Below are 26,421 nucleotides of genomic sequence, written 5' to 3'. Positions count from 1 at the left end.
GAACAGCCCTCCGGGGCTGGCCTGACAGAATGTCGGCGGGGTAAGGCAAAATGATTCGGGTGAACCAGCAACAGCAACAACCGTCTCCTTCCGCTTCGCCTGACACCGCGATCCATGCCCAGATCGCCCAGGAACTCGGAGTCAAGCCCTGGCAGGTAAAGGCTGCTGTGGAGCTGCTCGACGGCGGATCAACGGTGCCGTTCATCGCCAGGTATCGCAAGGAAGCCACCGGGACGCTGAATGACACCCAGCTCCGTGAGCTTGAGGAACGCCTCCGGTACCTGCGCGAACTGGAGGGCCGCCGTCGGGCTGTCTTGGAGGCAATAACTGCCCAAGGCCAGCTGACTCCGGAACTCCACGCCGCCGTCGTCGCGGCTGACACCAAGTCCCGGCTCGAGGATATCTATCTGCCGTTCAAGACCAAGCGGCGCACTAAAGCCCAGATTGCCCGGGAAGCTGGGTTGGAGCCGCTGGCCGAGTCCCTGCTGAAGCGGCCCGAACTGGATCCCGAGCGCGAGGCCGGTAAGTATCTGAACGGGGAGCACTCTATTGATGATGCCGCTGCGGCGCTCGCCGGAGCGCGCTCCATTCTGGTGGAACGTGTCGCGCAGGACGCCGATCTCGCTGCCACTCTCCGGGAACGGCTCTGGGCCCAGGGCCGGATGGTTTCCCGAGTCCGGAAGGGCAAGGAGTCAGAAGGCCAGAAGTTCGCAGACTACTTCGAGTTCTCCCAGGCCCCCTCCGGCATGCCGTCCCACCGCGTACTGGCGCTCTTACGGGGCGAGAAGGACGGCGTCCTGGAGCTCGATCTCGCCGAAGCAGAACCGTCCGACGACGCCGCCCTCGCCGCTGCGCGCGGCCGTTACGAATCCGCTGTGGCCAGGTTCCTCGGGGTAGCTGATCGTGGCCGCCCCGCGGACTCTTGGCTCATCCAGACCGCCCAGGTGGCGTGGAGGTCCCGCGTCCTTGCCCGGCTGACTGCCGACCTTCGGACGCGCATGTTCGCCGCCGCCGAAGATGAAGCCGTTCGGGTGTTCGCCAATAACCTCCGGGATGTCCTGCTCGCTGCGCCTGCCGGCAACCGGTCCACGCTGGGCCTGGACCCGGGACTCCGGACGGGCGTGAAGGTTGCGGTGGTGGATGGGACCGGCAAGGTGGTGACCACGGAAACCATTTATCCCCACGCTCCGGCGCGCAAGTGGGACGAGTCATTGGTAACTCTTGAGCGCCTGGCCCGGCAGCACAACGTCGAACTTATCGCCATCGGCAACGGAACGGCATCCCGGGAAACGGACAAGTTGGCCACTGAACTCATCAAAAGGGTGGGTGCCGGCACAGGCAAGAAACCGCAGAAACTTGTGGTGTCTGAGGCCGGGGCTTCCGTTTATTCTGCATCCGCCCTCGCGGCGGCCGAACTGCCCGGGATGGATGTCTCGCTCCGCGGTGCCGTATCCATTGCGCGGCGGTTGCAGGATCCGCTGGCCGAGCTCGTGAAGATCGAGCCGAAGGCGATCGGCGTCGGGCAGTACCAGCACGACGTCACGCCCGCCAAGCTGGACCGCAGCCTTGATGCTGTGGTGGAGGACTGCGTCAATGCCGTGGGTGTGGACGTCAACACGGCTTCGCCGGCCTTGCTCAGCAGGGTAGCCGGAGTGGGTCCGCTGCTCAGCGAGAACATCGTTGCCTACCGGAACGAGAATGGGCCGTTCGCTAAGCGCAGCGAGCTCAAGAAAGTCCCGAGACTCGGAGCCAAAGCCTTCGAACAGTGTGCCGGGTTCCTGCGCATCATGGGCGGACCTGAGCCCCTTGATGCCTCAAGTGTTCACCCCGAGGCCTACCCAGTGGCGCGCAAGATCATGGCCGCCGCCGGTGTGAAAACGGCTGCTTCCGGTGCCGGCAACGGTACTTCCATTGCCGCGGGTTCACTGGCGACTATCAACGCCCAGGACTTTGTCGAGGGCGCTTTCGGGTTGCCCACGGTGAAGGACATCATCTCGGAGCTGGAGAAGCCAGCGCGTGATCCGCGGCCCGCCTTCGCCGCTGCGGCCTTTGCTGATGGGATCGAGAAGATTTCGGACCTCCGGCCCGGCATGGTGTTGGAGGGGACGGTCACCAACGTGGCAGCCTTCGGCGCCTTTGTTGATGTGGGAGTGCATCAGGACGGCTTGGTCCACGTCTCCGCGCTTGCCAACCGTTTTGTGTCAGACCCCCGTGAGGTGGTGAAGTCCGGCCAGGTTGTCCGCGTCAAGGTATTGGAAGCAGATCCTGAGCGGAAAAGGATCTCACTCACCCTAAGGCTTGAAGACGAACCGGGCCCTGCTCGCCCTGCCTCCGGCAGCAAGGCCGCCCAATCCAGCAAACCGGCCTCGTCCGGCGGGCCTGCTCAGGGCGGAAAACCGGCCCAATCCAGCAAACCGGCCTCGTCCGGCAGGCCTGCTCAGGGCGGAAAACCGGCCCAGTCCAGCAAACCGGCCCAATCCAGCAAACCGGCACAATCCACTAAACCTGCGCCCGTGAACACAGCGATGGCTGAAGCCTTGCGGAAGGCCGGGCTCGGGAAATAGGACACGGCTGGCTCCTGCCGAACCAACCAACGGCTCAGCGCGGGGCCGAGGCAGTGAGGCCAGCGAGAATTAGCATTGACGCATGACTTTCACCGAGCCGGCTCCGTTCACTACGCGGCCCACGCTGCAAGGCACGTTCGGGATGAGTGCCTCTACCCATTGGACGGCGACGGCAACAGCCCAAGCCGTGCTTGAACGTGGAGGCAACGCCTTTGACGCCGCCGCCGCAGGCGCTTTCGTGCTCCATGTTGTCGAACCGCACTTGAATGGGCCGGGCGGTGACGTAACCGGCGTATTTGCCACTGCGGCTGAACCAGAAAAGGCGGTGGTTCTGATGGGCCAAGGCCCGGCGCCACTGGGGGCAACCCGGGAACACTATTTGGCTCAAGGCCTTGACCTGGTTCCGGGATCAGGGGCGCTGGCCGCAGCGGTTCCTGCCGCCGTCGACGCCTGGCTTCTGCTCTTGCGGGACCACGGAACGTGGGAGCTGGAATCCGTGCTGGAGTTTGCGATCGGATACGCGCGGGACGGTCATCCGATGCTGGGGCGCGTCGGGCACACTATCGCTGCCGTCGCTGAGCTGTTCAGAGACCATTGGCCCACGTCGGCGGCATTATGGATCCCGAACGGCAGGATACCCACGGATGGTGAACTCATCAGGAACCCGGCGTATGCCCGCACGCTTCAGCGACTGGTCGAGGCTGGGAGTTCCGGCCCGGGGTCGAGGGAGGACCGGATTGATGCTGCCAGACGTGAGTGGCGGGAGGGTTTCATTGCACATGCGATGGCGGATTCGGTGAAGACCCCGCACCGGCATTCGTCCGGCTGTGATCACTCGGGGGTGCTGGCGTTGGAGGACCTCGCGCGATTTGAGGCGGGTTACGAGCCCGCGAGGACTTTCGATTTCCGCGGCCACACCATAGCGAAGACAGGACCATGGGGGCAGGGTCCGGCGCTTCTGCAGACGCTCGCGATTCTTGAGACATTCGACGACGAGTACCTTGATCCCTCCACTGAACTTGGAATCCACACGATTTTAGAGGCGCAAAAACTGGCGTTGGCCGACCGCGAGGCCTATTACGGCGATACGGATGTGCCGCTCGAGTACCTTCTGTCAGCCGAGTACTGCGAGGAGCGCAGGCGACTCATCACAGAGGACGCCTCTTTGGAGTTCCGGCCGGGAAGTGTGCCCGGCCGAAGACGGTACATGCCACCTCTTCGTAGAGATTACGTTCCGCCGACACCGGGACAGGTGCCCCCAGGTTTGGGCGAACCTACAGTGCAGCCGACGGGGGAGACCCGCGGCGACACCTGTCATATTGACGTCGTTGATCGCTGGGGGAACATGATCTCTGCAACTCCCTCTGGTGGCTGGCTGCAGTCGTCGCCAGCGATTCCAGAACTCGGTTTCTGCCTGGGCACGCGCCTGCAGACGACCTGGTTGGAGCCCGGAACTCCCTCAACTCTGTCGCCCGGAAAGCGGCCGCGGACGACTCTCACCCCTAGTTTGGTCCTTCGCGACGGCAAGGCGGTGGCCGCTCTGGGATCTCCTGGCGGTGATCAGCAGGACCAGTGGCAGCTGCCCTACCTCTTGCGGACCATCGTGGGTGGCTACTCACCGCAACAGGCCATCGATGCGCCTACGTTTCACACAACATCTATGCCCGGTTCGTTCTGGCCTCGTACGTGGGAACCTGGTGGGGCGGTTCTCGAAGATCGGCTAGGTGCTGACGTCATTGCCGCTCTGGAGGACCGAGGGCATCGGATCACCGTGGCCGGAGGATGGACGTTAGGCCGATTGTCCGCTGTGACCCGGGATCCCCATACCGGGATACTGCAAGCTGCGGCCAATCCCCGTGGCGCCCAAGGGTATGCTGCCGGGCGATGAACCCTTGTCTGGGGGTCTCTTATTTGGGGCCCCTGGCCTCCACGGGGACTTGGACGCGCCACGAGGTTTGGGCTTCCGGCTGTACGGGCTTTCTGCAAGGCTGGGTCAATGACGTATTTCCTTGAGTACACGATTCCTGCCGCCCCGGACAACGCCGAGTTCGAGTTCCCGCACGATGAAATAAACGCCGGGGAAACCATTCCCCTCTCGGAGACCCGCGCCGAAATCATCCATACTCCCGAACTGCCTGCCCGAACGGCGATCGTCGGGGCGACAGTTCCGGAAGCGAAGATTGAGGCTGAACAACTCATTCTCCACAGCCGGGCTACGGAAGGATCTTTGTATGATGACCCGTCTAATTCCCTGCAGGATGGAGTGGGAACGCTGGTAGCTACCTATGTGGAAGACCGCGGCTGGCAGGACGCTCAGCCTGGAGGCTACGAGCCCGCTGAGCTGCCTGAGGACTAAGGCTCGGGCAAGCCCTTCCGTGAAGGTTGCGAAGCAGCACTCATGAAGAGAGGGCCCGGCAAACAAGTCCGTCCAAGCTTCTGGGCGGCGCACGCGACGAGTTTCCCGAAGGCAAGTTTGCCCCAATCGGAATTTGATGGTTCCGCTTGGGGCATTCTTGTGTCCCCGTAAACCCTCCCTCATCGGTCACCGGGAGGACGGCTGCACCCGCGTTTGATCCACTTCCGGTTGTTGGCTCGGCTTCCGTGGTTATTGGTGGAAGTAGTGGTTTTGGCGGGGTTGTTGGGTGGGGTCGATGTGTGGTGGTGGGATGAACCAGGGGATGCCGTGTGGCATGTGGATGGTCCATTGTTCTTTGTGGATGAGGTGGTGGTGGTGGGTGCAGAGGAGGGTGCCGTTTTCGGTGCTGGTGGGTCCGTTGTGTGACCAGTAGGTGGTGTGGTGGGCTTCGCACCAGGGGGCGGGGATGGTGCAGCCGGGGAAGGTGCAGCCTTGGTCGCGGGCGGTGATGGCTTTGCGGATGTGGGGCGGGAAGATGCGGGTGGTGCGGCCGATGTCCAGGATGCGGCCTTCGCTGCCGAGGAGGATGGGGATGATGTCGGCGTCGCAGGCGATTTTGCGGATGGTGGAGGCGGTCACGGGCCCGGTGAACGCGAACGTGCCTGTGCCCGAACCGGAACCGGTTCCGGGGCCTGTCTCATCGTCGGCGCTGGTGCTGGCGCTTGTGCTGGCGTTTGTCTGCGTGGGGTTGGGGAGGCGGGTGAGGAGGTCGCGGTAGTCGATGGTGACCATGATCTGGGGTCTGAGGCCGCCGGCTGCGGGGAGGCTGGTGGTGGTGAGGGCTGTTTTGCAGGCTCCGATGAGGCCGTCGAGGAGTTGCTGGGGCCGGGTCCGGCGGTCCAGGGCTACCGGCTCTCGGGTTGCGCCGTCCACTGATGTTGTGGTTCCCCGCTCACCTGTCTCCGCCGCGGTTGCAGCTGCAGGTGTTTCTGTCGCTTCGCCAACGGTGGCTCCTGGTGTCCCGGGTTCTGGTGGTGTGTGGAGGCGGGGGTTGGTGGCGGTGTTCATGGCGGTGAGGAGGTTTTCGAATTGGTCGGTGGTGGCGAAGATTTCGAGGTGGTGGAGTCCGCGGCGGGTGGGGCGGATGAAGGCTCCTTGGCGGTGGCGGAGTTCTTCTTCGGAGGGTTCGGCGCCGTCCTGGTCGATCGCGTCTGCCCAGCGGCGGGTGATGCGGGTCAGGAAGTCCTGGTCTTCGGTGGCGGCGGTGCGGGTCAGGGCGTGTTCCATCCGTGCCAGGGTGTGGGGGTCTGCGATGTGTTGGGCGCGTTCGAGGGCCAGGGTGATGATGGTCGCGGCGCGGGAGGGGATGGTTCCGGTGGCGAGGGCGGTGGCGAGTTCTTCTCTGGCGGGCGGGATGGGTTGGCCGGTGATTCCGGTGGTGGGTACGAGCGCTGCGGCCAGGGCCAGGCGGCGTCGTGCTTCGACGGCGCTGATCCTCAGCCTGGCCCGGAGGAACTCGGCGGTGTTCCGGCACCCGTCCCCGGCAGGCACAGCAGACCCGGGAGATGTCTCGGGTGTTTCCGTGCCCCAGCCGGTGGTCCAGCCGTTGGTGGAACCGGCTGCTGTGGAATTTTGAGGGCGGGCGGCTTCGTGGCGGGTGCGGTCCACGGCTGCGGCGGCTAGGACCTGGAGGTATTCCACGGTGCGGGAGAGTTCCTCGACCTGGCCGGCGAAGTCCGCCGCGTCGGTGAAGCCGGACAGCGCGAGCTCACCGGCCGCCGTCGTCTGCGCCGTTCCTAACAGCTCAAGACTGGCCGCCACCGCACCGGAGACGCCGCCGTCCAAAGCCGGCGTCACGGGGACGGCTCGCTCCTCCGGAACCACGCCCGGCTGGGATGCCGCGGCGGACGGCACTGCCCGCAGCGCAGCCCGCCCCGGAAGCCTGGACCCGGGAAGGCTGGACCCAGGAAGGCTGGAGGCTGCAACGGCAAAAGCTGATTCCTGGTGGAAGCGGGCGTTGGAGAACAGCCCAAGGCGCGTGGCCTGGTTCGGGGCGTGTTCTCCAACGGCTTCCATGGAATAACTCTGTCAGCAGGGTCTGACAAAATAAGCCCAGGTTTCAAGCCCGAAATGCGAAAGGTCAAACCCCAAAACGCGAACTAGTTAGTCCCGAAAACGCAAACGATACGACTGGCATCGCAAGGAATGACCTAGCCGAGTCGAGAACTAGTTAAGTACCCGAATCCCTTCGGGCAGGGTGCCGCCAGCCATCAGCTCAGCGGCGGTATCCGCCAATGCCGTGAGGGCTACGCGCTGGGTCCAAGGACCATAGGAAATCCTCGATACGCCCAGTTCCTGGAGCTTTGCGGGCGGCAAGGACCCCGGCACATTGATGACTGATACCTTGTTCCAGCCGATTCCCTCCACAAGGGCAGCAACAGTGGCTTCGTCGAGGAGGCCCGGAACAAAAATAACAGTTGCGCCAACGTCGAGATACCTTCGGCCGCGCTCGATTGCGTCAGCCAAAACGTCGGCCCGGTTGCGGTCCTTACCCTTGAGGAAAGCGTCGGTGCGGGCGTTGAGGACGAAATCAATGCCCTCGGACTCCGCAGCCTTGATGACGGAGGTCATCTGGAGAACGGCGTCGTCGATGGGCTGCATTTGGTCCTCGATGTTGGCACCGACAATCCCGACGCCGATTGCCTTCCGAGTGGTTTCACCAGGATCGCCGTAACCTGCCTCGAGGTCAGCTGAAACGGGAAGTTCTGTGACCGCGGCGATCCGTCCTACAGCCTCAACCATCAGATCCACGGGTATGCTTTCGCCATCCTTGTAGCCCAGTGACGCCGCGATTGAATGGCTGGCCGTTGCCAGGGCGGACGTACCGGGGAGGTCTGCAATCACTTTGGCGGTAATGCAGTCCCACACATTCACGACTTGAAGAATCTGGGGTGCCTCATGCAGGCGAAGGAGTTCGGCGGCTTTTGCGGTGGTGGATGCAGTCATAGGGCGAGCCTAGCGTGCTGTCTTGTCGCCATGCGCCTACCCCCGTGCTGCAGCACCCGAACCAGCACCCGCACCCGCAGGCCCACGCTCCCGGTCACCGTGAGATGTCTTTTGCCATGGCCACCGCCCTGTTATTTCCAGTTCCAGGGAGAAGCTGAGGAACGTCCGGATGAGGACGATCATCGCGAGTACGCCTAAACTTCCACGCCCTGCCTGAATCCCGCACCGTACGACGAATCAGCCAAGAGATCAGAACCATCAGCGCGAAGCCTCGAGCGCAACGTCCCCTGCTTCAGCTCGGCACTGTACAGCCCGCGCTCCACGAGTTCCGGAACCACCAGCTCCGCGAAGTCATTGAGCGATCCCGGGCTCACAAGCGGGTTGATCATGTATCCGTCCAGCCCGGACACGGCAGCGTGATCCTGGATCTGGGAGGCAACATCTGACGGCGTGCCGATGAACAGCAGGTCTGTGCCGCGGGTGACGTCGGCGAACTTCTTACGGACATCGCCAGCGGTCAGGGGCTTCTCTCCGGTGCCACCCTTGACGACGTATGAAGTCAGCCCGTTGGAAACCGTGGTGAGCGGCTCGTCGTCCGCGTATTTGCTGAGATCGATTCCGGTATCGCCTGCATAACTGACCAGCTGGGCCTCCACATGGTAGTTCCGCTGCAGCTCGTCGTACTTCTGTTGCGCCTCAATGGCGGTGGGCGCAGTGATGATCCGCGCCAAAGCCATTGACCGCACCTCTCCTACGGGCCGGCCCACGGCAAGCGCTCGCTGGTTGATATCCGCCAACCCTGCAGCGATCTCCTGCGGGTCCTTCTTGGGCAGCAGGATCACTTCGGCGTGCTTCGCTGCGAATTCGCGGCCGCGCGGTGACCAGCCTGCCTGGAACAGGGTCGGCGTCCGTTGGGGTGACGGCGACGTCAGCGACGGTCCGTCGACGCGGAAGTGCTCGCCGTCGTGCTTTATGGGACGCACAGAACCGGGCCGGGCGTACAGCTTCTGACTCTTACTGCCGACGACGGCGTCCGCCGCCCAGCTGCCTTCCAACAGTTTGTAAAAGACATCCATGAACTCGTCGGCGCGGGCATAGCGGTCTGAGTGTTTGAGCATCTCATCCATACCAAAGTTGCGGGCTGCGCTAGAGAGGTAGGACGTCACGATGTTCCAGCCGATGCGTCCGTTGCTGAGGTGGTCGAGGGTGCCGAACCGCCGGGCCATGGAGAAGGGGTGCTCGTAGGTGGTTGAGGCGGTGATGACGAAGGAAAGTCGCTCGGTCAGAGCAGCGAGGGCCGGCACGTACATAAAGGGATCGTTCGCGGGCGCCTCGACCGCCCATTCGAGCGCGGCGTCGGCCGAGCCGCCGTAGACATCGTAAAGGCCCAGCACATCCGCGAAGAAGAGGGCGTCCAGGTTGGCCTCCTCGGCGGTTACTGCCACGTTCCGCCACCGGTCCAAGGAGTTCACCTGCAGGCGGTCATCGAGCGGGTGGGTCCACAAGCTGGGCGCCCCGCCGCAGCCGGCGCTCGCTTGTTCGTACAGGGCAAAAAGCAGTGGAGAGGTGGATGAGCTCATCGGGACACTTCGCTTTCTTTCGTTGTGGAGGAAGGGTCGACGGCGGTGCGTGGCCCGGTTTTGCCCGCGCCGTAGCGCAAGCGGAAGTACAGGTAGCAACCGGCCACAAAGGCCAAGCCGAAGGCCAGGGCCACTACCTGATTGGGATCAATTGCCTGCCCAATGAGGGATATGAGGCAGATGGCAAAGGCCAGCAACGGTACAAAGGGGAAGAACGGGGCGCGGTAGGGCAGCGTGGTGACGTCGCCGCCGTCGCGCACAAAAGCCCGACGATGGAAGAAGTGCGAGGCGACGATGGACATCCAGACGCCCACCGCTGCGAAGCCTGCAATGGAAACGAGCACAAGGTAAACAGTTTCGGCAGCCATCACGCTTGACAGCAGGGAAGCCAGGCCGCCCACCATGCTCACGCCCAGGGCGATCAGCGGGATCCCACGCCGGGTGACGCGACGGAAGGCTTTCGGCGCATGGCCTTCGTCGGCGAGAGAGAAGAGCATGCGTCCGCATGAGAAAAGGCCGCTGTTACCGGCGGACAGAAGGGCTGTGATGATCACGAAGTTCACGATGTCGCCAGCGTAAGGCACGCCCAGACCGCTGAAGACAGTGACGAAGGGGCTTTCATCCAGGCCCACCTGCCCGTAGGGAACTGTCGCCGCAATGACGGTGATTGCGCCGACGAAGAAGATCAGGAGGCGAAGTACCGTTGCCCGCAGGGCCTTGGGAATGGACGTGGACGGATCCTTGGTTTCGCCAGCGGCAACGCCGATCAGTTCCGACCCCGAGAAGGCGTAGAAGACCGCAAGCGTGGTTACCAGCACTCCTGTCAGTCCATTGGGAAAGAGCCCGTCCGGCGTCACGAAGTTAGTGAGCAGGAGGGGAGGGCCGGCGTCGGCGTTCAGGGGCTGGATGCCGAACAGGGCCGCACCGCCGAGGACGATCAACGCCACGATGGCCGAAACTTTCACAAGCGAGAACCAGAACTCTGCTTCGCCGAAGAACCTGGCGGAGAAGGCATTGAGGCCGAAAACCAGCGCGGCGAACACCACGCACCAGATCCAGACGTCAACTCCCGGGAACCACCTTTGCATCAGAATCCCGCTGGCCGTGAATTCAGAGCCCAGAGCCACTGCCCAGCAGAGCCAGTAGAGCCACGCCGTAGCGAACCCGGTTGCTGGGCCGATGGACCTCGCAGCATAGATGTGGAAGGCTCCCGCGACTGGATAGGCGACAGCAAGCTCGCCCAGGCAGGCCATCACCAGATACACCAGGAGGGCGCCAAGAAGGTAGGCGAGCACTGCTCCAAACGGACCGGCCTGCGAGATGGTGTAGCCGGAGCTAAGGAACAGTCCGGAGCCAATCACGCCGCCCATGGCAATCATGATCAGGTGCCGCGGACCCATGGTTCGCAGCAGCCCGCTGCCTTCCTGAGCCAACGGATCTGCGGCCAATGGGTCTGCGGCCAACGGGTCTTCAACCGACGAGTCTGTGGACGCGCTCGCCTGCGGTGGTTGCAAGGCCGTGCTTAGGTGTTGCGGCATCTGTGGGCTCCGGTTCAGGGGGAGGGGCCGGGAAGTCGGACCCCCTCACGCTAGGTCGAGAGCGCCCCAGCCTCCGCATTCGTTACAGAGTGTTGCAATATACGCACACGCAATTGCGTATTGTTACCGGCGCTCGGTTGTTGCTGGTGCCCCGCCGTTGCTGGTGCCCCGCCGTTACCGGCGCTCGGTTGTTACTGGTGCCCCGCCGTTGCTGGTTCCCGCCGTTACGGGTGCGCCATCGTTACGGGTGCCGGACGCCTTTGCCCTCCAAAAGTGCCCGGTACCCCTCTCTGAAAGTGGGAAAGCTGAATTCGAAGCCTGTGTCTAGGAGCCGCTTGTTGCTGCACCGTTTGTTGCCGCCCCTGCCCGGCTGGCCAGCTGAGCCCTCAAGTTCCCGTGGTGAGGATGGTGGGTGGGGGAGTCCCAGTTCCTCGGCCAGGAACAGCAGGACCTCGCCAATGTCGGCGGGATGGTTATCCACTCCCAGGTAAACGGGATGGGGAGTGGCTTCCATGGTGCACAAGTGAACGATGGCTGCAGCTGCATCGTCCCTGTGGATGCGGTTGGTGTAGCGAACTTCGGCTGGGATGACTGCGCTACCGCTGCGGACCTGATCGATCAGGCGCGTCCGCCCGGGGCCGTAGATCCCGCCCAGGCGCAGCACCACGGTATCCGTGTCAGTGCCCTCAAAGCGGCCACGCAGCAGTTCTTCTGCCTCGAGGATGATGCGGCCGGAGAATCCGCCAGGAGCCGGCGTAGTGTCTTCATCCACCCAGCCGCCGTCGGCATCGCCGTAGACGGCGGTCGAGGAGACAAACAGCACTCGGCGGGGTCTGACGGCATCACGCTTGAGCGCATCCAAAACATTCCCAAGCCCGTCCACGTAGGCAGCCCGGTAGGCTGCCTCGGTTGACGAGTCCGCAGCAACGGCAATGACTACAGATGAGGTGTCAGCAGGGACGGGCGGCAGTTCGGCCGATGTGAGGTCGGCCGCGACTCCCTCAATTTCGCCCGGAAGTTTCTGGGGTGAGCGTCGCCAACCCACCACCCGATGGCCGGCAGCGGCAAAACGCAGCCCCGCCTCGGTACCAAGATCGCCGCAACCGGCCATAAGCACTGTCATGCCCGCCAGTCTGCCAGAGCCCTCTTTCGTGGGCCTACTTCGTCTCTGGGCGTACTTCGCCGGTGGGCGTACCTCGGCGATTAGGCCAGCGGCGCGGGAACCGGGAAGAACACCCGGGGATCCTGCAGCAGGGCCGGGTAGTCGAACGCGGAGCGGCTGATGACTTCTGTGACCTCAAAGTTGCGCCCAAAGCTACCGTCCGGGAGCGTGATGGGGCGTCCCAGAACCTTGCCTACTGCGAAAGAGCCTCCCTCTCCCAGCGGTATGGCAACGTCTGATTTGCCGGGCAGGGTGCGGAAGGCCTCCTCCTGGCGCTGGCGCTTCCGGGACGGCTTCTTCACGAGTTGCTTCGGCGGCAGTTTCTTGGCCTGCTTGGCGGGACGCCTCGATCCCGTCTCCGCGTAAACAAACTGGTAGTCCTCGCCCTCGGGATCGTTGCCAGGAGCTGCCACAGCCCCGGAGCGGCTCACTGCCGGCAGGCTGACGGTGTCGATTTTTTCGGGATCGGAATCACCCACCGGCGCCCGAAGAATCCAGAGCAGGTTCTCCTCGGGGTCTTCAGGGAGGAACACATGCTTTGGTTCGGGCCACACGTACTCAAGGTCTGCAGGCGTCCCGGGGAAAACCTCGGTGTAAAAGCGCGGCTCCTTGCCGATCAGTTTGGAGCGGTGGCTCAGGTGAAGATCTGCATCGCCAAGCCACGGAGGCATCAGGATCTTTTCGGCATAGGCAGGATGGGCGGCCTGCGGAGCAAACTCGATGATCTTGTCCCGGGTTGTGTCGGGGCCGCCGCGGATGGTCCATTCGTCCACCATGGCCAGGCCGTAGAGCGTCAGGGCCGGGACATAGCCCATCCACATCCGGGTTGCGGGGTGGGACTGCCAGCCGTACTCCGGAATGACCAGGGCGCGCAGGATCTGCAAGGCTTCGACGCGTTGTTTGCCGAGCCGGGCGGGATCAAGAGCCGCGGCACTCTGGTGGAAATCTGGGTACGGGAGGAAGGTCTGCATCCTTCCAGTGTGGAGCCGCCGCGGTTAGAGTCCAAATGGCCGCCCGACAGCAGAAAATGGGATGCCTTATCATGGTTGGAGAAGTGTGCGGCGTAGCGTACTCGACCATATGGTGAGACACCAGCGACAACACGCCGTAGCAGGACTAAAATTAATGGACCTAATCAGCCGCCCGCCGCCCGGAAGAACTCCCATGACACTCACTCCAGCCGCCTTACCGCAGCCAAAGTACGGACAGATGCTCAGCCCGGACGCGAACGGCATTCTGGTGCTTGACGAATTCACCCTTGATCCCGCCGCAGCGATCAAGGAGCAGCACGGTTTCCGCGCCGCCCTCGGCTCTGTGGCGCAGGCGTTGAACCGCATTGTGGCGGCCCGGGTGATCATTGCGGTTGTGGCTATCGCCAACCTTCCGCTCTTCCTGCTGTCCACCGGCTGGTGGATCTACGCAGTCTCGCTTGCCCTCGTAATTGGAGTCCATGCTTCAGTTTCCTGGCTGAACAAGCATGAGCCGAAGCTCCGCCAGCGTCATGAGCTGGAGCTCCACATGCACCGTGAGCGCAGCGACAACTACCGCAAAATGCGCAACGCCGTGAAGTTTGTCATTGATTCTCCTTCGCGCATGAACGAACAGCTCTATCTGGAGCTGCTGGCCGCCAAGCGCGTCGCCCTGCATCTTGCACTGGGTACCGTGGCGCTGCTGGACACGAGCGACGACACCGCGTGGAAAGTCCGGATCGTCCGCGAACTGCCCGTCGCCGCATAGCCACCAAACGGCATAGCCCACAAGAAGCAAGAGCTTTTCCCATAACCCAAAGCAGTACGACGCCGGAGAGTTCCCTCATGGGGGACGCTCCGGCGTCGTACTTCTCTTTTTGGACGAGGTACTACCCGTTTGCCTGGCTACGCCGGCAGCTGCAGTACCTGTCCCTCGAAGACCAGGTTAGGGTCCGCGAGCGTATCGAGGTTGGCGTCGGCAAGGGTCTGCCAACCGCCTGTGACGTTGAGCTTTTCGGCGACCTTGCTGAGGGTGTCGCCCTTCTCCAGGGTGTAGGTCTCGCCGCTGAGCGGAACGGCGGCGGCGTGGCGAGGAGCGGATTCGAGCGGAGCGCTTTCAACCGGCGCCACGGCTGCCGTGGCCGGAACTTCAGTGGGAACCTGCTGGACCGGGACGCTTTGCGGAACCGTCGCCGTCGCGCCCCCGCTCAAACCGAGCTGGGCTGCACAGGATGGCCAGGCTCCCCAGCCCTGGCTGGCCTGGACCTGCTCAGCTACCGCGATCTGCTGTTCGCGGCTCGCATCAGCTGCTGACCCCGTGCCTCCGTAGGCAGCCCACGTGCTCGAGCTGAACTGCAGGCCGCCGGTGTAGCCGTTACCCGTATTGGTGCTCCAGTTCCCGCCGCTCTCGCACTCGGCAAGGGCGTCCCAAGTGTTTGTGGGAGCAGCGGTTGTGGCGTTGGCTGCGTTTGCAGATAGAGCGAGCCCTGCAACGGAAACGGCGGCCACAGTGATTCCACGGCGCGCGGCAGTAGTGAGAGTTGATGATTTCATGGGTGAGGATGCTCCTGAGGGCCACCTGCGCTCGATCCGTCCCCGGAGGTCGTTGCGCCACTGCCCGCCCCTGACAAATAGAGGTCGTATTCGGTGTCTGCCGGCCGGGCAGTATCTGGTAGTGGCAGCACCGGGCATTCTTGGTCCCGCTTGGCGGGCCTGGTCCCGCTTGGCGGGCCTGTCTTCCACGCTAAGACAGGTGGTTGCGGAAGCCAAATCGTGAGCCGGAAGGTGTGTCGCGGGTAGCCGCCGAACGGCAGCCAATCCCGCCCGACCAATGGCCCCGAGCCTGCCCCAGTACGGCCCTGAGGCCCTCCGCTGAAGCCAGTTCATCACCCCCGATCTTTTTTGGCGCCGGACGACTATTCTTGCGAGATGACCACGCACGACGACGGCGCTGACCTGCCGCTTGATGACTCCCTTTCGCCCGAGCCGGAACCCATGCCATCGGGGATGCTGCCGGTGGCGGAATTGCATCTGCACATTGAGGGGACGCTTGAACCGGAGCTCATTTTCGCGCTTGCCGAGCGCAACGGAATCCAGCTGCCGTACACGAATCTGGACGAGCTCCGTGCACGGTACGAGTTCACTGATCTTCAGTCCTTCCTGGATCTCTACTACGCCAACATGTCCGTGTTGCAGACGGAGCAGGATTTCGCGGACCTGACCCGTGCGTACTTGGCCCGGGCTGCACAGGCTGGCGTTCGCCATGCGGAAATCATGATGGATCCGCAGGCCCACCTGGCGCGAGGCATCCCGCTCGAAACGTGCGTCAACGGGGTGGCGTCGGTCCTTGCCACCTCGGAAGAAGAATTCGGAATATCCACCTTGCTGATCGCTGCATTCCTTCGCGATTTGAGTGAGGAGTCAGCGCTCGCCGTACTCGAGCACCTGCTCGCCATGGAAGCGCCGATTTCTGCCATAGGGCTTGATTCAGCTGAAGTAGGCAATCCTCCAGCGAAGTTCGAGCGGCTCTTCGCGATGGCACGGGATGCGGGACTCCACCTGATTGCCCATGCCGGGGAGGAGGGGCCGCCGGAGTATATTGTGGAGGCCCTTGACGTTCTGGGCGTGGAGCGGATCGACCACGGAATCCGGTGCATGGAGGATTCTGCGCTGGTGGAACGTCTGGTGGCGGAGTGGGTTCCGCTTACCGTGTGCCCGCTTTCGAATGTGAGGCTCAGGGCGGTGGATTCCCTGGCTAAACACCCGCTGCCCGACATGCTGGCGGTGGGGCTGAACGTTTGCGTGAACTCGGACGATCCTGCCTATTTCGGCGGCTATATGGATGACAACTTCAGGGAGTTGCAGGAAGTGCTGGGGCTGTCGGAGTTTGACCGCGTACGCCTCGCCTCGAATTCCATCCGGTCTTCGTTTGCATCGGAGGAGCGGAAGGCCGAACTGCTGGCGGAGCTGGGTATTTCAGGCGTCTGATTGGTGTGCCGTTTGATGTGCTCTCCAACGGCCAAGCGGCCGAGCCCCCGGTAAAGCCGACACAATAACGGTTACTGACCGGTAAACAGGATAAACGCCCCGTTTCTGCTGTCACAGTGGTTCACGACACACAGAGTTAACCGTTTTCAGTGGGCTAATTTAATATTTCCTTGGCAAAATTGTTGGTGCATCAATCGCTTCTAAAGGAGACCCATGGGGAACACCGCTGAAAACACCAACCTTCGTCTGAAAGCCGTGCTGGAGGTTCTAGCCGAAGGGGTGTGGTCCGGCGAATCGGCGAACGCCGGCGCCGTGCTGGGCGAAGCAACTGCCCGCGTTCCTTTCAACGAACATGAGGGCGTGCTGCTGAGCGGTGGCATTCCCCGCGGACACAAGACCCTTACCTCGGCAACCGCCAAACTCGTGAAGGCAGGGTGGCTGGTCAAAGGCCGTTCAGGCTGGACCATCACCGACGACGGCCTGCGCGCTACTGTCGCCTTCCCGGACCCTTCCGCTTTTGGGACAGCGCTCGACGCCGGTACTCCCGTTCCGGCCGATCTTCCCGTTCCCACGGTGGCACCTGCCCACCTGGCGGCGAAGAAGGCGGCGCCTAAAAAGGCCGAAGCCAAAAAGCCTGCCGCCAAGAAAGCTGCCAAGGTTGCAGACAAGGTGCAGGACAAAGCCACGCAACTGATCGAGGACGTTGTGAAGCCGGTGGCGAAGGCCGTCCGCACCCGCAAGCCTGCTGCCAAGAAGTCCGGGTCCGTTGCTCCGACGGTTGTCCCCGACGTCGACGCAGCGTCGGCTGACCATACGGCACCGGCAACCACCGTCGAGACGTTTGACCAGCCGGAGGCAGTCGCCGTCGCCGGTGATTTCAATACCCTCCTGGGTGCCCCGGACAACTGGGCACCGCAGTATGACGAGGTCCAGCTGGAGCTGGATCAGCTGGACCAGCTGTGGAAGCTTTCAGCTGACCTGCCCGCCGGGTACTACACCTTCAAGATCGCGCTCAACCGTTCCTGGGATGAGAACTACGGTGCGTTTGGAGCGTTCGACGGCGCCAACCATGAGCTGCACCACGTCGGCGGACCGTTGACCATCCAGTACGATCACCGCACGCACGATATCCGCTACTCGTAAGCACCTTCGCCTGACCCTGCTGCTCGGGGTTTGAGAGCCGGATCCGGGCAACGGATCCGGCTCTTGTGCTTTCCACCGCAGTGGGACTCCACTCATCATCATCGCCGTACACGGTTCATCAGGTAACCCAACATTCCAACGAATTAAACGCTGGCGAAACCCAAAGGCATCGTCCAGGAATAAAGATGTTAGGTGACGGCATGCGTCGGTCTCAGCAAGCTGCCCGGACCCGACTATGAGTGGAGTTACCCCAATGAACCCTGGAGATGTCGCCTGGATCCTCGCGAGTTCCGCGTTGGTCTGCATGATGATCCCCGCCTTGGCACTTTTTTACGGTGGCATGGTGGGATCGCGCCGCATCCTGAACATGATGATGATGTGCTTTGGCGGTGCCAGCCTGGTGGCCGTACTGTGGGCGTTTTTCGGTTATTCGATGTCCTTCGGAAACTCTGTTGGCGGACTCGGCCTCGTTGGGGATGTGAGCGAGTACCTGGGCATGGACAAGTTGCTGGTGGAGGACCCCGACGCGGCCATACCTCCGGCCCTCTTCGCAGCCTTCCAGCTGTTTTTTGCCTGCGTAACCACTGCCCTGGTTGCCGGTGCCGCTGCTGGACGCATGAAATTCGGGGCATGGATGGTTTTTGCGGGTGTGTGGGCCACGCTGGTCTACTTCCCGATCGCCCACTGGGTCTTTGCTTTCACCTCCGCGGACGGTTCAGTCACCGGTGGCTGGATAGCGAGCGGAATCAAAGCTATCGACTTCGCCGGCGGAACAGCAGTGCACATGAATGCCGGCGTCGCGGCCCTGGCACTGGCCCTTGTCCTGGGCCGCAGTTCAGGTTGGCCCAAGATGGAACACAGCAAGCCGCACAGCCGGCCCCTGGTACTCGTTGGTGCAGGCCTGCTGTGGATCGGATGGTTCGGCTTCAACGCCGGTTCGGCCCTGAGCGCCGGGCAGTCGGCGTCCGTAGTTTTCCTTAACACGGCTGTCGCGGCGGCTGCTGGCTTACTCGCGTGGGCCTTGGTGGAGCGGCTGCGGAGGGGTGCGGCCACGAGCATGGGCGCGGCCTCCGGGCTCGTCTCGGCGCTCGTTGCAATCACCCCTGCCTGTGGGGCCGTCAGCCCGCTGGGTGCTGTCGCCATCGGCGCCATCGCCGGTGCCGTCTGCTCACTGGCGATTGAATGGAAGTTCCGGCTCGGCTTCGACGATTCGCTCGACGTCGTTGGTGTGCACTTGGTGGGTGGCATCATCGGCACACTCCTGGTGGGCTTCTTCGCAACGGATAGCGCCCCCAATGGAGTCAGCGGCCTCTTCTACGGCGGTGGGCCGCAGCAGCTGGGCATCCAGGCTGTGGCGACCGGCGCAGTGCTTGCATATTCCTTCGTCCTGACCTGGGTTATCGCAAAGGTCCTGGACATGACGATTGGCCTGCGGATCCACGAGGAGGATGAGCTGCGCGGCATCGACCTCGCCGCCCACGCCGAGGATGCGTACCTCACCGACGAAGACCCGGTGAATCTGGGATCGGCCACCAGCCGGCCATGACAAGCTGACCCCCGGGGATCTCAACATAGAACAACCCGTCAATGCTTTAAACACTGGCGGGTTGTCCTGTCGAATGCGATGCTGCCCCTAAAACATCATTGTTCCGCTACAACCTTGTGGGATCGGGATGCGGCGGAACAGGCCCGGGATCCGGAATGGGTAGGGGCCCGGGGGACGGAGCTGGATTTGGCTCCGGTGATGGAGTCGGCTCCGGCGGGAATGGGTTCGTAGGATCGGGTGATCCCGGATGGGGGCCAGGTTCCGGCGGGAAGGGATCAGGTTCGCGGGTAGGTGGGATAGTCATGGTGCCCCCTCAATGGTGGCTCGGTTCCGATTGTTGGACGGCGACATCAGGATACGTCCGGACGATTCTGAATAACAGGCCAGCTTCGGAAGAACAGGCCACGCCCGACAGCCCTTACCCGTCCCGCAGACCTCAGCCGAGCCGGCGGAAAACCTTCAGTTCCCACGGCTTGAGGAGAAGGTCAGGCCTGGAGGTGTAGTTGCCCAACACCTGTTCTGCCTGGGCCCAGCTTTTATCCACGTGGGCAATTTGTTCCGTGCCGGAAAAGTTTCCCAGCACCAGGATTTCAACGCCCGGCAGCGAGCGCCGGAAGGCGTAGACGTGGGGGTCATTGGGCAGCAGCATGGTGAAGTCGCCGTCGGAGATCACCGGATCCTCATGACGGAACGCGATGACCTTCTGGTAGAAACTGAACACCGAGTCCGGATCGTCCACCTGGGATGCAGCGTTGATGTGGTTGGCATTCGGGTTAACCGCGATCCAGGGGGATCCCGTGGTGAACCCGCCGTGCCGGGTGGCATCCCACTGGACCGGCGTGCGGGCGTTGTCCCGGTTCAGCGGAGCCAGGGCAGCGAGGACCTCGGCATCAGTGTGCCCCAGGTGGGTTGTGGCTTCACGGTGATGATTGAGCACCTCAATGTCCCGGTAATCGCTGATAGCGCCGAAGGTCATGTTTGTCATGCCCAGTTCCTCGCCCTGGTACACATAGGGTGTGCCGCGGTGGAGGTGCAGGACGCCGGCGAGCATCTTCGCGGACAGTTCACGGTACTGGCCGTCGTCGCCGAACCTTGAAACTGCGCGGGCCTGATCGTGGTTGCCCCAGTAAAGGCTGTTCCAGCCCCGGTCGGCAAGGGCATCCTGCCAGCGGCCAAGGGAACGCTTCAACTCGGTCAGTTCCAGCTTCTTGGGGCGCCACTTGTTGCCTCCCTCCTGATCCAAAGCGACGTGCTCGAACTGGAACACCATGTCCACTTCTTTCCGGGCAGGGTCCGTAAACAGAATGGCGTCCTCCACCGTAACGCCGGGCATTTCCCCCACAGTCAACAGGGGCTTGTCCCGGCCTGCGAAGACTTCCCGGTGCATCTCGCGGAGGAATTCATGGATCCTAGGCCCTGACATGAAGTAGGGGCTGCCGTCGCCATAAAGCTTGCCGTCAGCGCGTGGGCCGTCGGGTAGCGAGGTGTCCTTGGAGATGAAGTTAATGACATCCATGCGGAAGCCATCCACGCCCCGGTCCAGCCACCAGTTCATCATGTCGTACACGGCTGCCCGCACCTCGGGGTTTTCCCAGTTGAGGTCGGGCTGCTTTTTTGCGAAAAGGTGCAGGTAGTACTCCCCGGTGGCTTCGTTGTAGTCCCAAGCCGGACCGGAGAAAGCGGACCCCCAGTTGTTGGGTACCGCGCCCGGAGTTCCGGGCTTGACGCCGTCGCGTGGCTGGCGCCACCAATACCAGTCCCGCTTCGGGTTGTCCTTGGACGAGCGGGATTCCACAAACCAGGGGTGCTCGTCCGAGGTGTGGTTCACCACGAGGTCCATGACCAGCTTCATTCCCCGCTTGTGGAGTCCGTCGCTCAATTCCTGAAGCTCTCCAAGGGTGCCGAAGATGGGGTCGACAGTTCGGTAGTCGCTGATGTCGTAGCCGTTGTCGTCCTGCGGCGAGGCGTAGATGGGGGAGATCCAAACGACGTCGACCCCCAGTTTCTGAAGGTAGTCCAGCTTGCTGATGATGCCGCGCAGATCGCCAATCCCGTCCCCGTTGGAATCAGCGAAACTGCGGGGGTAGATCTGGTATACGACGGCGCTGTGGAACCAGTCCCGGCCGGCCTCCAGTTCACCGTTGTCGTCCTCAGTGCTTGTTGAAGATTCGTTTGCCGGTTCCATCTGGATCGTCATCGCAGTTCTCCTCATTTAGCCTTGGTCAACGGTTCCGATTATTGAACAGATGCCACAAGCGGGCAACGAACCCTCCATCTGCAGCCGCCCTGTTTAGCGGTTTTCGTTACGTCGGCAACGTTTCGATATCGATTGGAATTAATGCTTCTCCCCCAAGTTTCGGCAGTCCACAATTGAGGAATTATTGGCGGTCTCATGAATAACCAGGAGCTACAGATGCACCGCACCGCACCATCCGTCCTTGCCCTTTCAGGGGCCCTATGCCTCTCCTTCCTGCTGGTCGCCTGCGGAGCGCCGGCGTCGGCCCCCGGAACAGGAGCGGCCGGTTCCCCAACCCCCACCGCAACTTCCACGGCCTCCGCAAGCCCGACGTCGACGTCGACACTGACGGCCACCGCTTCAGCCACCGAGACAGCATCAACGCCATCAGAAGGTTGGGCCACGTACACCACGACCGACGGCGATTTGACGTTTGACTACCCCTCAACGTGGACCATCAAGGATCCGGCCGGTGAAACTCCTGCCAGTGGTGGCGTCTTCCTGGAGATCACGAACCCCAACGGAAAGCCGCTGGCGACCCTCCGTACCCATATGGCCGTCGGTTCGACGTGCACCGACAGGCAGCCATACGCAATGTTGGATTCCGAACCCGTTCCCGCTCTGGCACAGTCCGGTGAGACCCCGCGTTTCATCTTCGAATCCAGGATGGATGCCACCCAGACGGATCCGATGAAGATGAATGTTCTTGCCTACGGGATCACTTCAGGCCCGGAACCGACAGGCCCTGACGCCTGCCCGATTTTCCAGTTCTTCACCTGGCCGCCAAACGCCGCTATGTTCTCCGGGGTCTACAACCCCTTCGACACCACCCCGGGCAATGAGCCGCACGTGGACACTCCGCACGCCTACATGGAAACCCAGGAGTACAAGGACATCAAGAAGATGATCACCTCGCTGCGGCCAGCCAGCTAGGGCCGCGCAGCAGGTCGGTGCGGTCAGCAGAAAGAGCCTTTGCCTCGGGAACGGGTCCCGGGACAGGGGCTCTTTCTACGGCCCGAGAACGGCGGTTACATTGGAGGCATGGGTGAGAGTTCCGGACCGGACGCAGCAGAAAATGTGCGGCTGACGGCACGTGTTGAAGGCATGGTCCAAGCCGTGGGTTTCCGGTATTGGACCCAGCGCAAAGCAGACGAGCTTGCACTCACCGGGACGGTGAGGAACGACGACGACGGGACTGTCGCCGTCGTCGTCGAAGGTCCCCAGCCGCTGGTGCTGGATTTCCGGAACTGGCTTAGGTCAGGCCATCCGCCTGGCCGCGTGGACAACGTCGAGGAGTCAGTGACGCCGGCGACCGGGGAATTCAAAGAGTTCTGGATTGTCGACTGACCGGATTGTCGACTGATCGGCCGCAGATACGCCTAGACTGACCATGTTCGCTGCGCCTCCGGATCCGGACCCTGCGCAGAGGAAGCTGGGAAAGCAGCGGAAACTGGGGAGAGGAAATCTGCGTGCCACTTCAGGACCGGGCTGTGGAAACCCGCAAGGCGATAGTTCGCGGTGCGGCCGCCGTGTTTGAAGACGTGGGGTACGGCCCTGCGAGCCTTCAAATGGTTGCGGAGACAGCGGAAGTGACCCGGGGCGCCCTCTATTTCCATTTCAAATCCAAGGAGCTCCTCGCCCTGGCCGTCATTGAAGACCAGCATGCCCGGACCAAAGAGTCAGCTGCCGACGTCTTTTCCCGCAGCCTTGGACCGATTGAAACTATCTGCGCGCTGTGCTCATGTTTTGCCAGCCTTCTCCAGACTGATCCTGTGGTGCGGGCAGGGATCCGGCTGACTCTGGAGTCATCAACCTTCGGTCAACGCATCAGGAGCCCCTATACCGACTGGATGCAAATCATGGAACAGCTCACGCTTGAGGGCCAGGCCTCCGGGGAGATCTCCAGCAAGGTAGACGCGGGTGCTTTTGGAAGGTACCTCGTGGCAAGCTTCACCGGTGTTCAGATGGTGTCGAACGTTCTAACGGCCCGCGAGGACCTAACGGAACGCGTTGAAGAGCTGGCAGCCTTTGTCCGGCTCACCCTGTCGCCCTCAGCCCAGCACGAATTCCTGACCCTGGACGAATTCAGGCCTCTCGTTTGAGCAGGTGGTTTTCCTCCACAGCCTGGCGGGAAAGCGTTTTGTAGCCCTCCTGCTCGAACAGGACTGTAATCACGTCGTCCTCGTGCCGCATCACCAGGCCAGGGCCCCATTCCTTATGGACCACGCTGGATTGCAGCGGGAAGGGTTCGTCTTCACCGTTGCTCGTAGTGTCATCCACGTCGTACGCCGACCCGTCTGTGCAGGTGTCACAATTTCCGCACGGCTCCGGCAGGTCCTCGCCGAAATAGCTGAGCAGGAACTGACGCCGGCAGCCATCTGTTTCGGCATAACCGCGGATCATTTGGATGCGTGAAGTATCCACGCGCTGGCGGGCTTCGGCCAGTTCGACGGCGCGGTCCACCACCTCGGACAGCGCGGCTTTCGCTTTGAGCTTTGCGCCCTTCTTGCCGCTCTTGACGGAGCCGGTCTCTTGGAGCTGGTTCAGCAAGCCAGTGACTCGCCGGGCTGAAAAACCTGTTGATTCCGCCAGTGCTTTCGCAGCGAGGAAGTTGTCGGCGGCGCGGAGGGCCTCAAGGACTGCCAGCAGGGATTCCTCATCAGGAGTGTGCGTGCTGAAAAATTTGCGCAGGCCCAGGTCCTCGGCACGGTAGTGCAGGACCGCCACGGCCGGCCCGCCGTCGCGCCCTGCCCTGCCGATCTCCTGGTAGTAACTGTCCAAGGATTCGGGGATATCCGCGTGGATGACAAAACGGACGTCGGGCTTGTCGATTCCCATGCCGAACGCGGTGGTGGCGACTACGACGTCGAGCCTGCCGTCCATAAAGTCGTCATAGATGCGCTCGCGATCTGAGGCGGCACGGCCAGCATGATACGCCTCGGCGCGGAGCCCGCGTTGGGCAAGCTTCAGGGTGTACTTTTCCGTGTCCTTGCGTTTGGCCGCATACAAGAGTCCGGGACCCTGGAGGCTGGATACGAGTTGTGCCGCCTGCTCTGTGACCGTGTTCCGCTTCTGCTTATCCTCATGATGGCGGATCACTTCCAGTCCGATGTTGGCTCGGTCGAAACCATGCACCAGGACCAGCGGATCGTTCATCCGCAGGCGCTGCTTAACATCGTCGCGGACCGGGGGAGAAGCGGTGGCGGTGAGGGCGACCACCGGCGGGTTGCCCAACTGAGCCCGCACTTCGCCCAGCCGCAGATAGTCCGGACGGAAATCGTGACCCCAGGAAGAGACACAATGGGCCTCGTCGACCACGAACAGCGACGGATTCAGCGCTGCGAGCCGCTCCACCGTTCCGGTTTTAGCGAGTTGCTCCGGTGCGAGGAAGAGGAAAGCGGCATCTCCGTCTTCCACGGATTCCCACGCGTCCTGGATTTCCGAGTCACTGTGCGAGGAGTTGACGACCACCGCTGCGCCGGGTCCCAGCACCTCGAGCAGTCCCTCCACCTGATCCTCCTGCAAGGCAATCAAAGGGGAAACCACGACGGCGGGGCGTTGCGTTTCGCTGTGCAGGTGAAGCGCTGCGACCTGGTAGATGGCTGATTTTCCGTAGCCTGTGGGCATCACGGCCAGCACATCGCGGCCCGCGACAAGCGCGCGCATACCGCTGAGTTGGCCATCTTTGAGCGTTTCCCAACCGAAGCAGGCTGAGGCTGTCTCTCGAAGTTCGGTGTCGGCTGGCTGGTGCGTCATTGTGCTGCTCCCCGGCGGAACGATCCTCGGCCAGGTTGCTTTAGCCGTGAGTTACAGAGTAGCTGGAGCGAAGGTGCGGGCAAAGCCCGGGCTTCCACTTCCCGTGCTGGCCACGGCTAGGCTGGGGGCAACCAGGCGAGGCAGTAGTAAGCCTCAAGAACCAAGGAGATGCAGATGTTGGGGATTACCATCCGGCACAACCCGGAGCGCGAACGATTCGAAGTGCTGGACAACGGCAAGGTCATTGGCAAGGCCCTTTACCGGACTTACGGCCCAGATCCCAGCCAGCGTATCTTCTACCACACCGTCATTAATGAGGAGTACGGCGGCCAGGGTCTCGCAAAAAAGCTGGCTGTACAGGCTCTTGATCAGACTGTGGAGGAGGGCTTGAAAATAGTCCCGGTCTGCCCGTACATCAAGAAATTCCTAACCAAGCACCCGGAGTACGAGGAGAGCAGGGTCCCGGTCACGGCTGTCCATCTGGAGTTCCTCGACGCAGCCCTTGCCCAAGGCGCAAGGTCCTGAAGCCAGCCTCGCTCACGTTGCCGTTTCAGGCTTTACGTTTGTAGGCCTTCGGCAGCTTCAGCCCACGCTCCTCCATGACAGACCGAAGGCGGGCGGGGTTGTCCGTTACCATCCCGTCAACGCCCAGATCGATCAGGCGTTCCATCTCTTCGGTAGAGTTGACGGTCCACGGAATGATCGGCAGCTTCAAGTCGTGGGCTTCTGCGATCATCTCAGGGGTGACCGATTCGACCGCAGGCGAAATGACGTCGTAGCCCTGGGCGGCAGCGGCTTTTGCGAGGGAGCCATCGTAGTCGTCAATGTCGATGCCGCCTAGCTCGGGGCTCTCCCCGGGCATTCCGACTCCCAGCCACTCGGGCCCATGGGACAGGGCCACCAGGGGAAGCTGCGGGGCGATCTTCTGGACCAGGTTCAGCGAGGACCAATTGAAGGATTGCACAGTAGTCCGTTCTGCCACTCCGGCCCGGTAGATTTCGTCCACCACTGCCTTGGTCAGTGCTCCGTCATCGCCGTCCTTGCCCCGCTGGACCTTGGTCTCCACGTTGAACCGGACCTCCGTGGCATCGTAGTCGCGGACCAGTCTGTAGACGTCCCTGAGCTCGGCAATCCTGCTGCCTTCGCCGTCGTGTTGATTCGCTTGGCCGGCGACGTCTATAGGCCTGCAGATCAGCGTCCTGACCTGCGCCAGGGACAGCTCGGCCACACGGTCACCGACGTAAGGGAACTCCATGTCACCGGGGGTGGCCGGGGCCGTGTCTTTGCACTTGGCGGCCTGGATGACCCTGTCGTGCCACACGATCACTTTGCCGTCGTCGGTCAGATGGGTGTCGAGTTCAAGAGTGGTCACGCCCAGCTCCAGCGACCTGGCGAAGGCAGTCAATGACTCTTCTGCCCAGTCGCCGCGGCCACCGCGGTGCGATTGCAGGTCGAAGAACCTGCCATCCGACGGCGGGGTGGGGCTTCCGCTGCAGCCTGACAGGGCGATGGCAAGCAATATGCCGCAAGCCATGACTCTCTTCATTGCTTCCCAACACTATTGAAATCACCGAAGGT

21 protein-coding genes and 1 pseudogene are annotated in these 26,421 nt (G+C 62.5%); 11 read left to right on the top strand and 11 right to left on the bottom strand.

Going from position 1 to position 26,421, the window contains the following annotated elements; genetic code table 11:
- The first annotated feature begins 59 nt into the window (after positions 1 to 59).
- The 3 genes from M1E05_RS16905 (at position 60) to M1E05_RS16895 (ending at position 4,920) form a co-directional block, all read left to right on the top strand.
- A complete protein-coding gene (locus tag M1E05_RS16905; protein WP_461163658.1) occupies positions 60 to 2,564 on the top strand; it encodes a Tex family protein in 2,505 nt (834 codons plus the stop codon).
- Positions 2,565 to 2,646: 82 nt separating this feature from the next.
- On the top strand, positions 2,647 to 4,452 hold the full coding sequence (locus tag M1E05_RS16900; RefSeq protein ID WP_461163657.1) for a gamma-glutamyltransferase family protein: 1,806 nt from the start codon (positions 2,647 to 2,649) through the stop codon (positions 4,450 to 4,452).
- Positions 4,453 to 4,560: 108 nt separating this feature from the next.
- Positions 4,561 to 4,920: a hypothetical protein gene (locus M1E05_RS16895; RefSeq protein ID WP_461163656.1), complete on the top strand. Its 360-nt coding sequence runs from the start codon at positions 4,561 to 4,563 to the stop codon at positions 4,918 to 4,920.
- Positions 4,921 to 5,169: 249 nt separating this feature from the next.
- Here the strand turns inward: M1E05_RS16895 and M1E05_RS16890 are convergent, their stop codons facing one another.
- The 7 genes and pseudogenes from M1E05_RS16890 to M1E05_RS16860 all read right to left on the bottom strand — a co-directional run bounded on the left by M1E05_RS16890 (position 5,170) and on the right by M1E05_RS16860 (position 13,177).
- The gene (locus M1E05_RS16890) at positions 5,170 to 6,996 is read right to left on the bottom strand and encodes an HNH endonuclease signature motif containing protein (protein WP_461163655.1); all 1,827 of its coding nucleotides are present in this window, start codon (positions 6,994 to 6,996) and stop codon (positions 5,170 to 5,172) included.
- A gap of 150 nt (positions 6,997 to 7,146) precedes the next feature.
- Positions 7,147 to 7,926, bottom strand: a complete 780-nt coding sequence (locus M1E05_RS16885; RefSeq protein WP_458113392.1) for an isocitrate lyase/PEP mutase family protein — start codon at positions 7,924 to 7,926, stop codon at positions 7,147 to 7,149.
- 36 nt (positions 7,927 to 7,962) lie between these two features.
- Positions 7,963 to 8,127, bottom strand: a pseudogene (locus M1E05_RS16880) (DUF1622 domain-containing protein); the annotation flags it as partial.
- Positions 8,121 to 9,506 carry an NtaA/DmoA family FMN-dependent monooxygenase gene (locus M1E05_RS16875; RefSeq protein ID WP_458113393.1) on the bottom strand — a complete coding sequence of 462 codons (1,386 nt, stop codon included), beginning with the start codon at positions 9,504 to 9,506 and terminating at the stop codon, positions 8,121 to 8,123. The gene M1E05_RS16875 and the pseudogene M1E05_RS16880, both read right to left, overlap by 7 nt.
- Complete coding sequence (locus tag M1E05_RS16870; RefSeq protein ID WP_461165275.1) at positions 9,503 to 10,906, bottom strand: amino acid permease; 1,404 nt, start codon at positions 10,904 to 10,906, stop codon at positions 9,503 to 9,505. Before M1E05_RS16870 ends, M1E05_RS16875 begins: the two co-directional genes overlap by 4 nt.
- A 379-nt stretch (positions 10,907 to 11,285) precedes the next feature.
- Positions 11,286 to 12,167 (bottom strand): SDR family oxidoreductase, encoded by an 882-nt coding sequence (locus M1E05_RS16865; RefSeq protein WP_461163654.1) that lies wholly within the window; start codon positions 12,165 to 12,167, stop codon positions 11,286 to 11,288.
- 80 nt (positions 12,168 to 12,247) lie between these two features.
- A complete protein-coding gene (locus tag M1E05_RS16860; RefSeq protein ID WP_461163653.1) occupies positions 12,248 to 13,177 on the bottom strand; it encodes an MSMEG_6728 family protein in 930 nt (309 codons plus the stop codon).
- Positions 13,178 to 13,370: 193 nt separating this feature from the next.
- On the opposite strand from M1E05_RS16860, the gene M1E05_RS16855 reads away from it, so the two are divergent.
- Positions 13,371 to 13,943 carry a hypothetical protein gene (locus tag M1E05_RS16855; RefSeq protein WP_458113396.1) on the top strand — a complete coding sequence of 191 codons (573 nt, stop codon included), beginning with the start codon at positions 13,371 to 13,373 and terminating at the stop codon, positions 13,941 to 13,943.
- Between the two features lie 137 nt (positions 13,944 to 14,080).
- On the opposite strand, the gene M1E05_RS16850 is transcribed toward M1E05_RS16855, so the two are convergent.
- A complete protein-coding gene (locus M1E05_RS16850) occupies positions 14,081 to 14,728 on the bottom strand; it encodes a transglycosylase family protein (protein WP_458113397.1) in 648 nt (215 codons plus the stop codon).
- 441 nt (positions 14,729 to 15,169) lie between these two features.
- On the opposite strand from M1E05_RS16850, the gene M1E05_RS16845 reads away from it, so the two are divergent.
- The 3 genes from M1E05_RS16845 to M1E05_RS16835 all read left to right on the top strand — a co-directional run bounded on the left by M1E05_RS16845 (position 15,170) and on the right by M1E05_RS16835 (position 18,851).
- Entirely contained in the window at positions 15,170 to 16,162 is a 993-nt protein-coding gene (locus tag M1E05_RS16845; RefSeq protein ID WP_458114430.1) for an adenosine deaminase, read from the top strand.
- A gap of 213 nt (positions 16,163 to 16,375) precedes the next feature.
- Positions 16,376 to 17,305, top strand: coding sequence for a pullulanase X25 domain-containing protein (locus tag M1E05_RS16840; RefSeq protein ID WP_458113398.1), 930 nt, complete (start codon positions 16,376 to 16,378; stop codon positions 17,303 to 17,305).
- Positions 17,306 to 17,558: 253 nt separating this feature from the next.
- A complete protein-coding gene (locus tag M1E05_RS16835) occupies positions 17,559 to 18,851 on the top strand; it encodes an ammonium transporter (RefSeq protein ID WP_458113399.1) in 1,293 nt (430 codons plus the stop codon).
- 436 nt (positions 18,852 to 19,287) lie between these two features.
- Here M1E05_RS16835 and M1E05_RS16830 read toward each other — a convergent pair whose 3' ends face one another.
- On the bottom strand, positions 19,288 to 21,048 hold the full coding sequence (locus M1E05_RS16830; protein ID WP_461163652.1) for a glycoside hydrolase family 13 protein: 1,761 nt from the start codon (positions 21,046 to 21,048) through the stop codon (positions 19,288 to 19,290).
- Positions 21,049 to 21,264: 216 nt separating this feature from the next.
- Between M1E05_RS16830 and M1E05_RS16825 the strand changes: the two genes are divergently transcribed.
- The 3 genes from M1E05_RS16825 (at position 21,265) to M1E05_RS16815 (ending at position 23,189) form a co-directional block, all read left to right on the top strand.
- Positions 21,265 to 22,020 carry a hypothetical protein gene (locus M1E05_RS16825; protein ID WP_461163651.1) on the top strand — a complete coding sequence of 252 codons (756 nt, stop codon included), beginning with the start codon at positions 21,265 to 21,267 and terminating at the stop codon, positions 22,018 to 22,020.
- Positions 22,021 to 22,128: 108 nt separating this feature from the next.
- Entirely contained in the window at positions 22,129 to 22,434 is a 306-nt protein-coding gene (locus tag M1E05_RS16820; RefSeq protein ID WP_458113402.1) for an acylphosphatase, read from the top strand.
- A 122-nt stretch (positions 22,435 to 22,556) separates the two neighbouring features.
- Positions 22,557 to 23,189 (top strand): ScbR family autoregulator-binding transcription factor, encoded by a 633-nt coding sequence (locus M1E05_RS16815; protein WP_461163650.1) that lies wholly within the window; start codon positions 22,557 to 22,559, stop codon positions 23,187 to 23,189.
- Here M1E05_RS16815 and M1E05_RS16810 read toward each other — a convergent pair.
- Positions 23,173 to 24,843 (bottom strand): RecQ family ATP-dependent DNA helicase, encoded by a 1,671-nt coding sequence (locus M1E05_RS16810; RefSeq protein ID WP_461163649.1) that lies wholly within the window; start codon positions 24,841 to 24,843, stop codon positions 23,173 to 23,175. The genes M1E05_RS16815 and M1E05_RS16810 overlap by 17 nt on opposite strands.
- A gap of 174 nt (positions 24,844 to 25,017) precedes the next feature.
- Here M1E05_RS16810 and M1E05_RS16805 point away from each other — a divergent pair, with 174 nt between their 5' ends.
- Positions 25,018 to 25,368 carry a GNAT family N-acetyltransferase gene (locus M1E05_RS16805; RefSeq protein ID WP_461163648.1) on the top strand — a complete coding sequence of 117 codons (351 nt, stop codon included), beginning with the start codon at positions 25,018 to 25,020 and terminating at the stop codon, positions 25,366 to 25,368.
- Positions 25,369 to 25,393: 25 nt separating this feature from the next.
- Here the strand turns inward: M1E05_RS16805 and M1E05_RS16800 are convergent, their stop codons facing one another.
- On the bottom strand, positions 25,394 to 26,389 hold the full coding sequence (locus M1E05_RS16800; protein WP_461163647.1) for a glycerophosphodiester phosphodiesterase family protein: 996 nt from the start codon (positions 26,387 to 26,389) through the stop codon (positions 25,394 to 25,396).
- Positions 26,390 to 26,421: the final 32 nt, after the last annotated feature.

It is taken from the genome of Arthrobacter sp. R4-81, assembly GCF_054792365.1.
Note: the sequence above shows the minus strand (reverse complement) of the source record. Positions and strands in the feature narration are given on the sequence as shown.

Excerpts from the sequence above, each read along its gene's own strand:
- M1E05_RS16900 (WP_461163657.1), top strand. The coding sequence starts at position 2,647 with ATGACTTTCACCGAGCCGGCTCCGTTCACTACGCGGCCCACGCTGCAA.
- M1E05_RS16895 (WP_461163656.1), top strand. The coding sequence starts at position 4,561 with ATGACGTATTTCCTTGAGTACACGATTCCTGCCGCCCCGGACAACGCC.
- M1E05_RS16890 (WP_461163655.1), bottom strand. The coding sequence starts at position 6,996 with ATGGAAGCCGTTGGAGAACACGCCCCGAACCAGGCCACGCGCCTTGGG.
- M1E05_RS16885 (WP_458113392.1), bottom strand. The coding sequence starts at position 7,926 with ATGACTGCATCCACCACCGCAAAAGCCGCCGAACTCCTTCGCCTGCAT.
- M1E05_RS16875 (WP_458113393.1), bottom strand. The coding sequence starts at position 9,506 with ATGAGCTCATCCACCTCTCCACTGCTTTTTGCCCTGTACGAACAAGCG.
- M1E05_RS16870 (WP_461165275.1), bottom strand. The coding sequence starts at position 10,906 with ATGGGTCCGCGGCACCTGATCATGATTGCCATGGGCGGCGTGATTGGC.
- M1E05_RS16865 (WP_461163654.1), bottom strand. The coding sequence starts at position 12,167 with ATGACAGTGCTTATGGCCGGTTGCGGCGATCTTGGTACCGAGGCGGGG.
- M1E05_RS16860 (WP_461163653.1), bottom strand. The coding sequence starts at position 13,177 with ATGCAGACCTTCCTCCCGTACCCAGATTTCCACCAGAGTGCCGCGGCT.
- M1E05_RS16855 (WP_458113396.1), top strand. The coding sequence starts at position 13,371 with ATGACACTCACTCCAGCCGCCTTACCGCAGCCAAAGTACGGACAGATG.
- M1E05_RS16850 (WP_458113397.1), bottom strand. The coding sequence starts at position 14,728 with ATGAAATCATCAACTCTCACTACTGCCGCGCGCCGTGGAATCACTGTG.
- M1E05_RS16845 (WP_458114430.1), top strand. The coding sequence starts at position 15,170 with ATGCCATCGGGGATGCTGCCGGTGGCGGAATTGCATCTGCACATTGAG.
- M1E05_RS16840 (WP_458113398.1), top strand. The coding sequence starts at position 16,376 with ATGGGGAACACCGCTGAAAACACCAACCTTCGTCTGAAAGCCGTGCTG.
- M1E05_RS16835 (WP_458113399.1), top strand. The coding sequence starts at position 17,559 with ATGAACCCTGGAGATGTCGCCTGGATCCTCGCGAGTTCCGCGTTGGTC.
- M1E05_RS16830 (WP_461163652.1), bottom strand. The coding sequence starts at position 21,048 with ATGACGATCCAGATGGAACCGGCAAACGAATCTTCAACAAGCACTGAG.
- M1E05_RS16825 (WP_461163651.1), top strand. The coding sequence starts at position 21,265 with ATGCACCGCACCGCACCATCCGTCCTTGCCCTTTCAGGGGCCCTATGC.
- M1E05_RS16820 (WP_458113402.1), top strand. The coding sequence starts at position 22,129 with ATGGGTGAGAGTTCCGGACCGGACGCAGCAGAAAATGTGCGGCTGACG.
- M1E05_RS16810 (WP_461163649.1), bottom strand. The coding sequence starts at position 24,843 with ATGACGCACCAGCCAGCCGACACCGAACTTCGAGAGACAGCCTCAGCC.
- M1E05_RS16805 (WP_461163648.1), top strand. The coding sequence starts at position 25,018 with ATGTTGGGGATTACCATCCGGCACAACCCGGAGCGCGAACGATTCGAA.
- M1E05_RS16800 (WP_461163647.1), bottom strand. The coding sequence starts at position 26,389 with ATGAAGAGAGTCATGGCTTGCGGCATATTGCTTGCCATCGCCCTGTCA.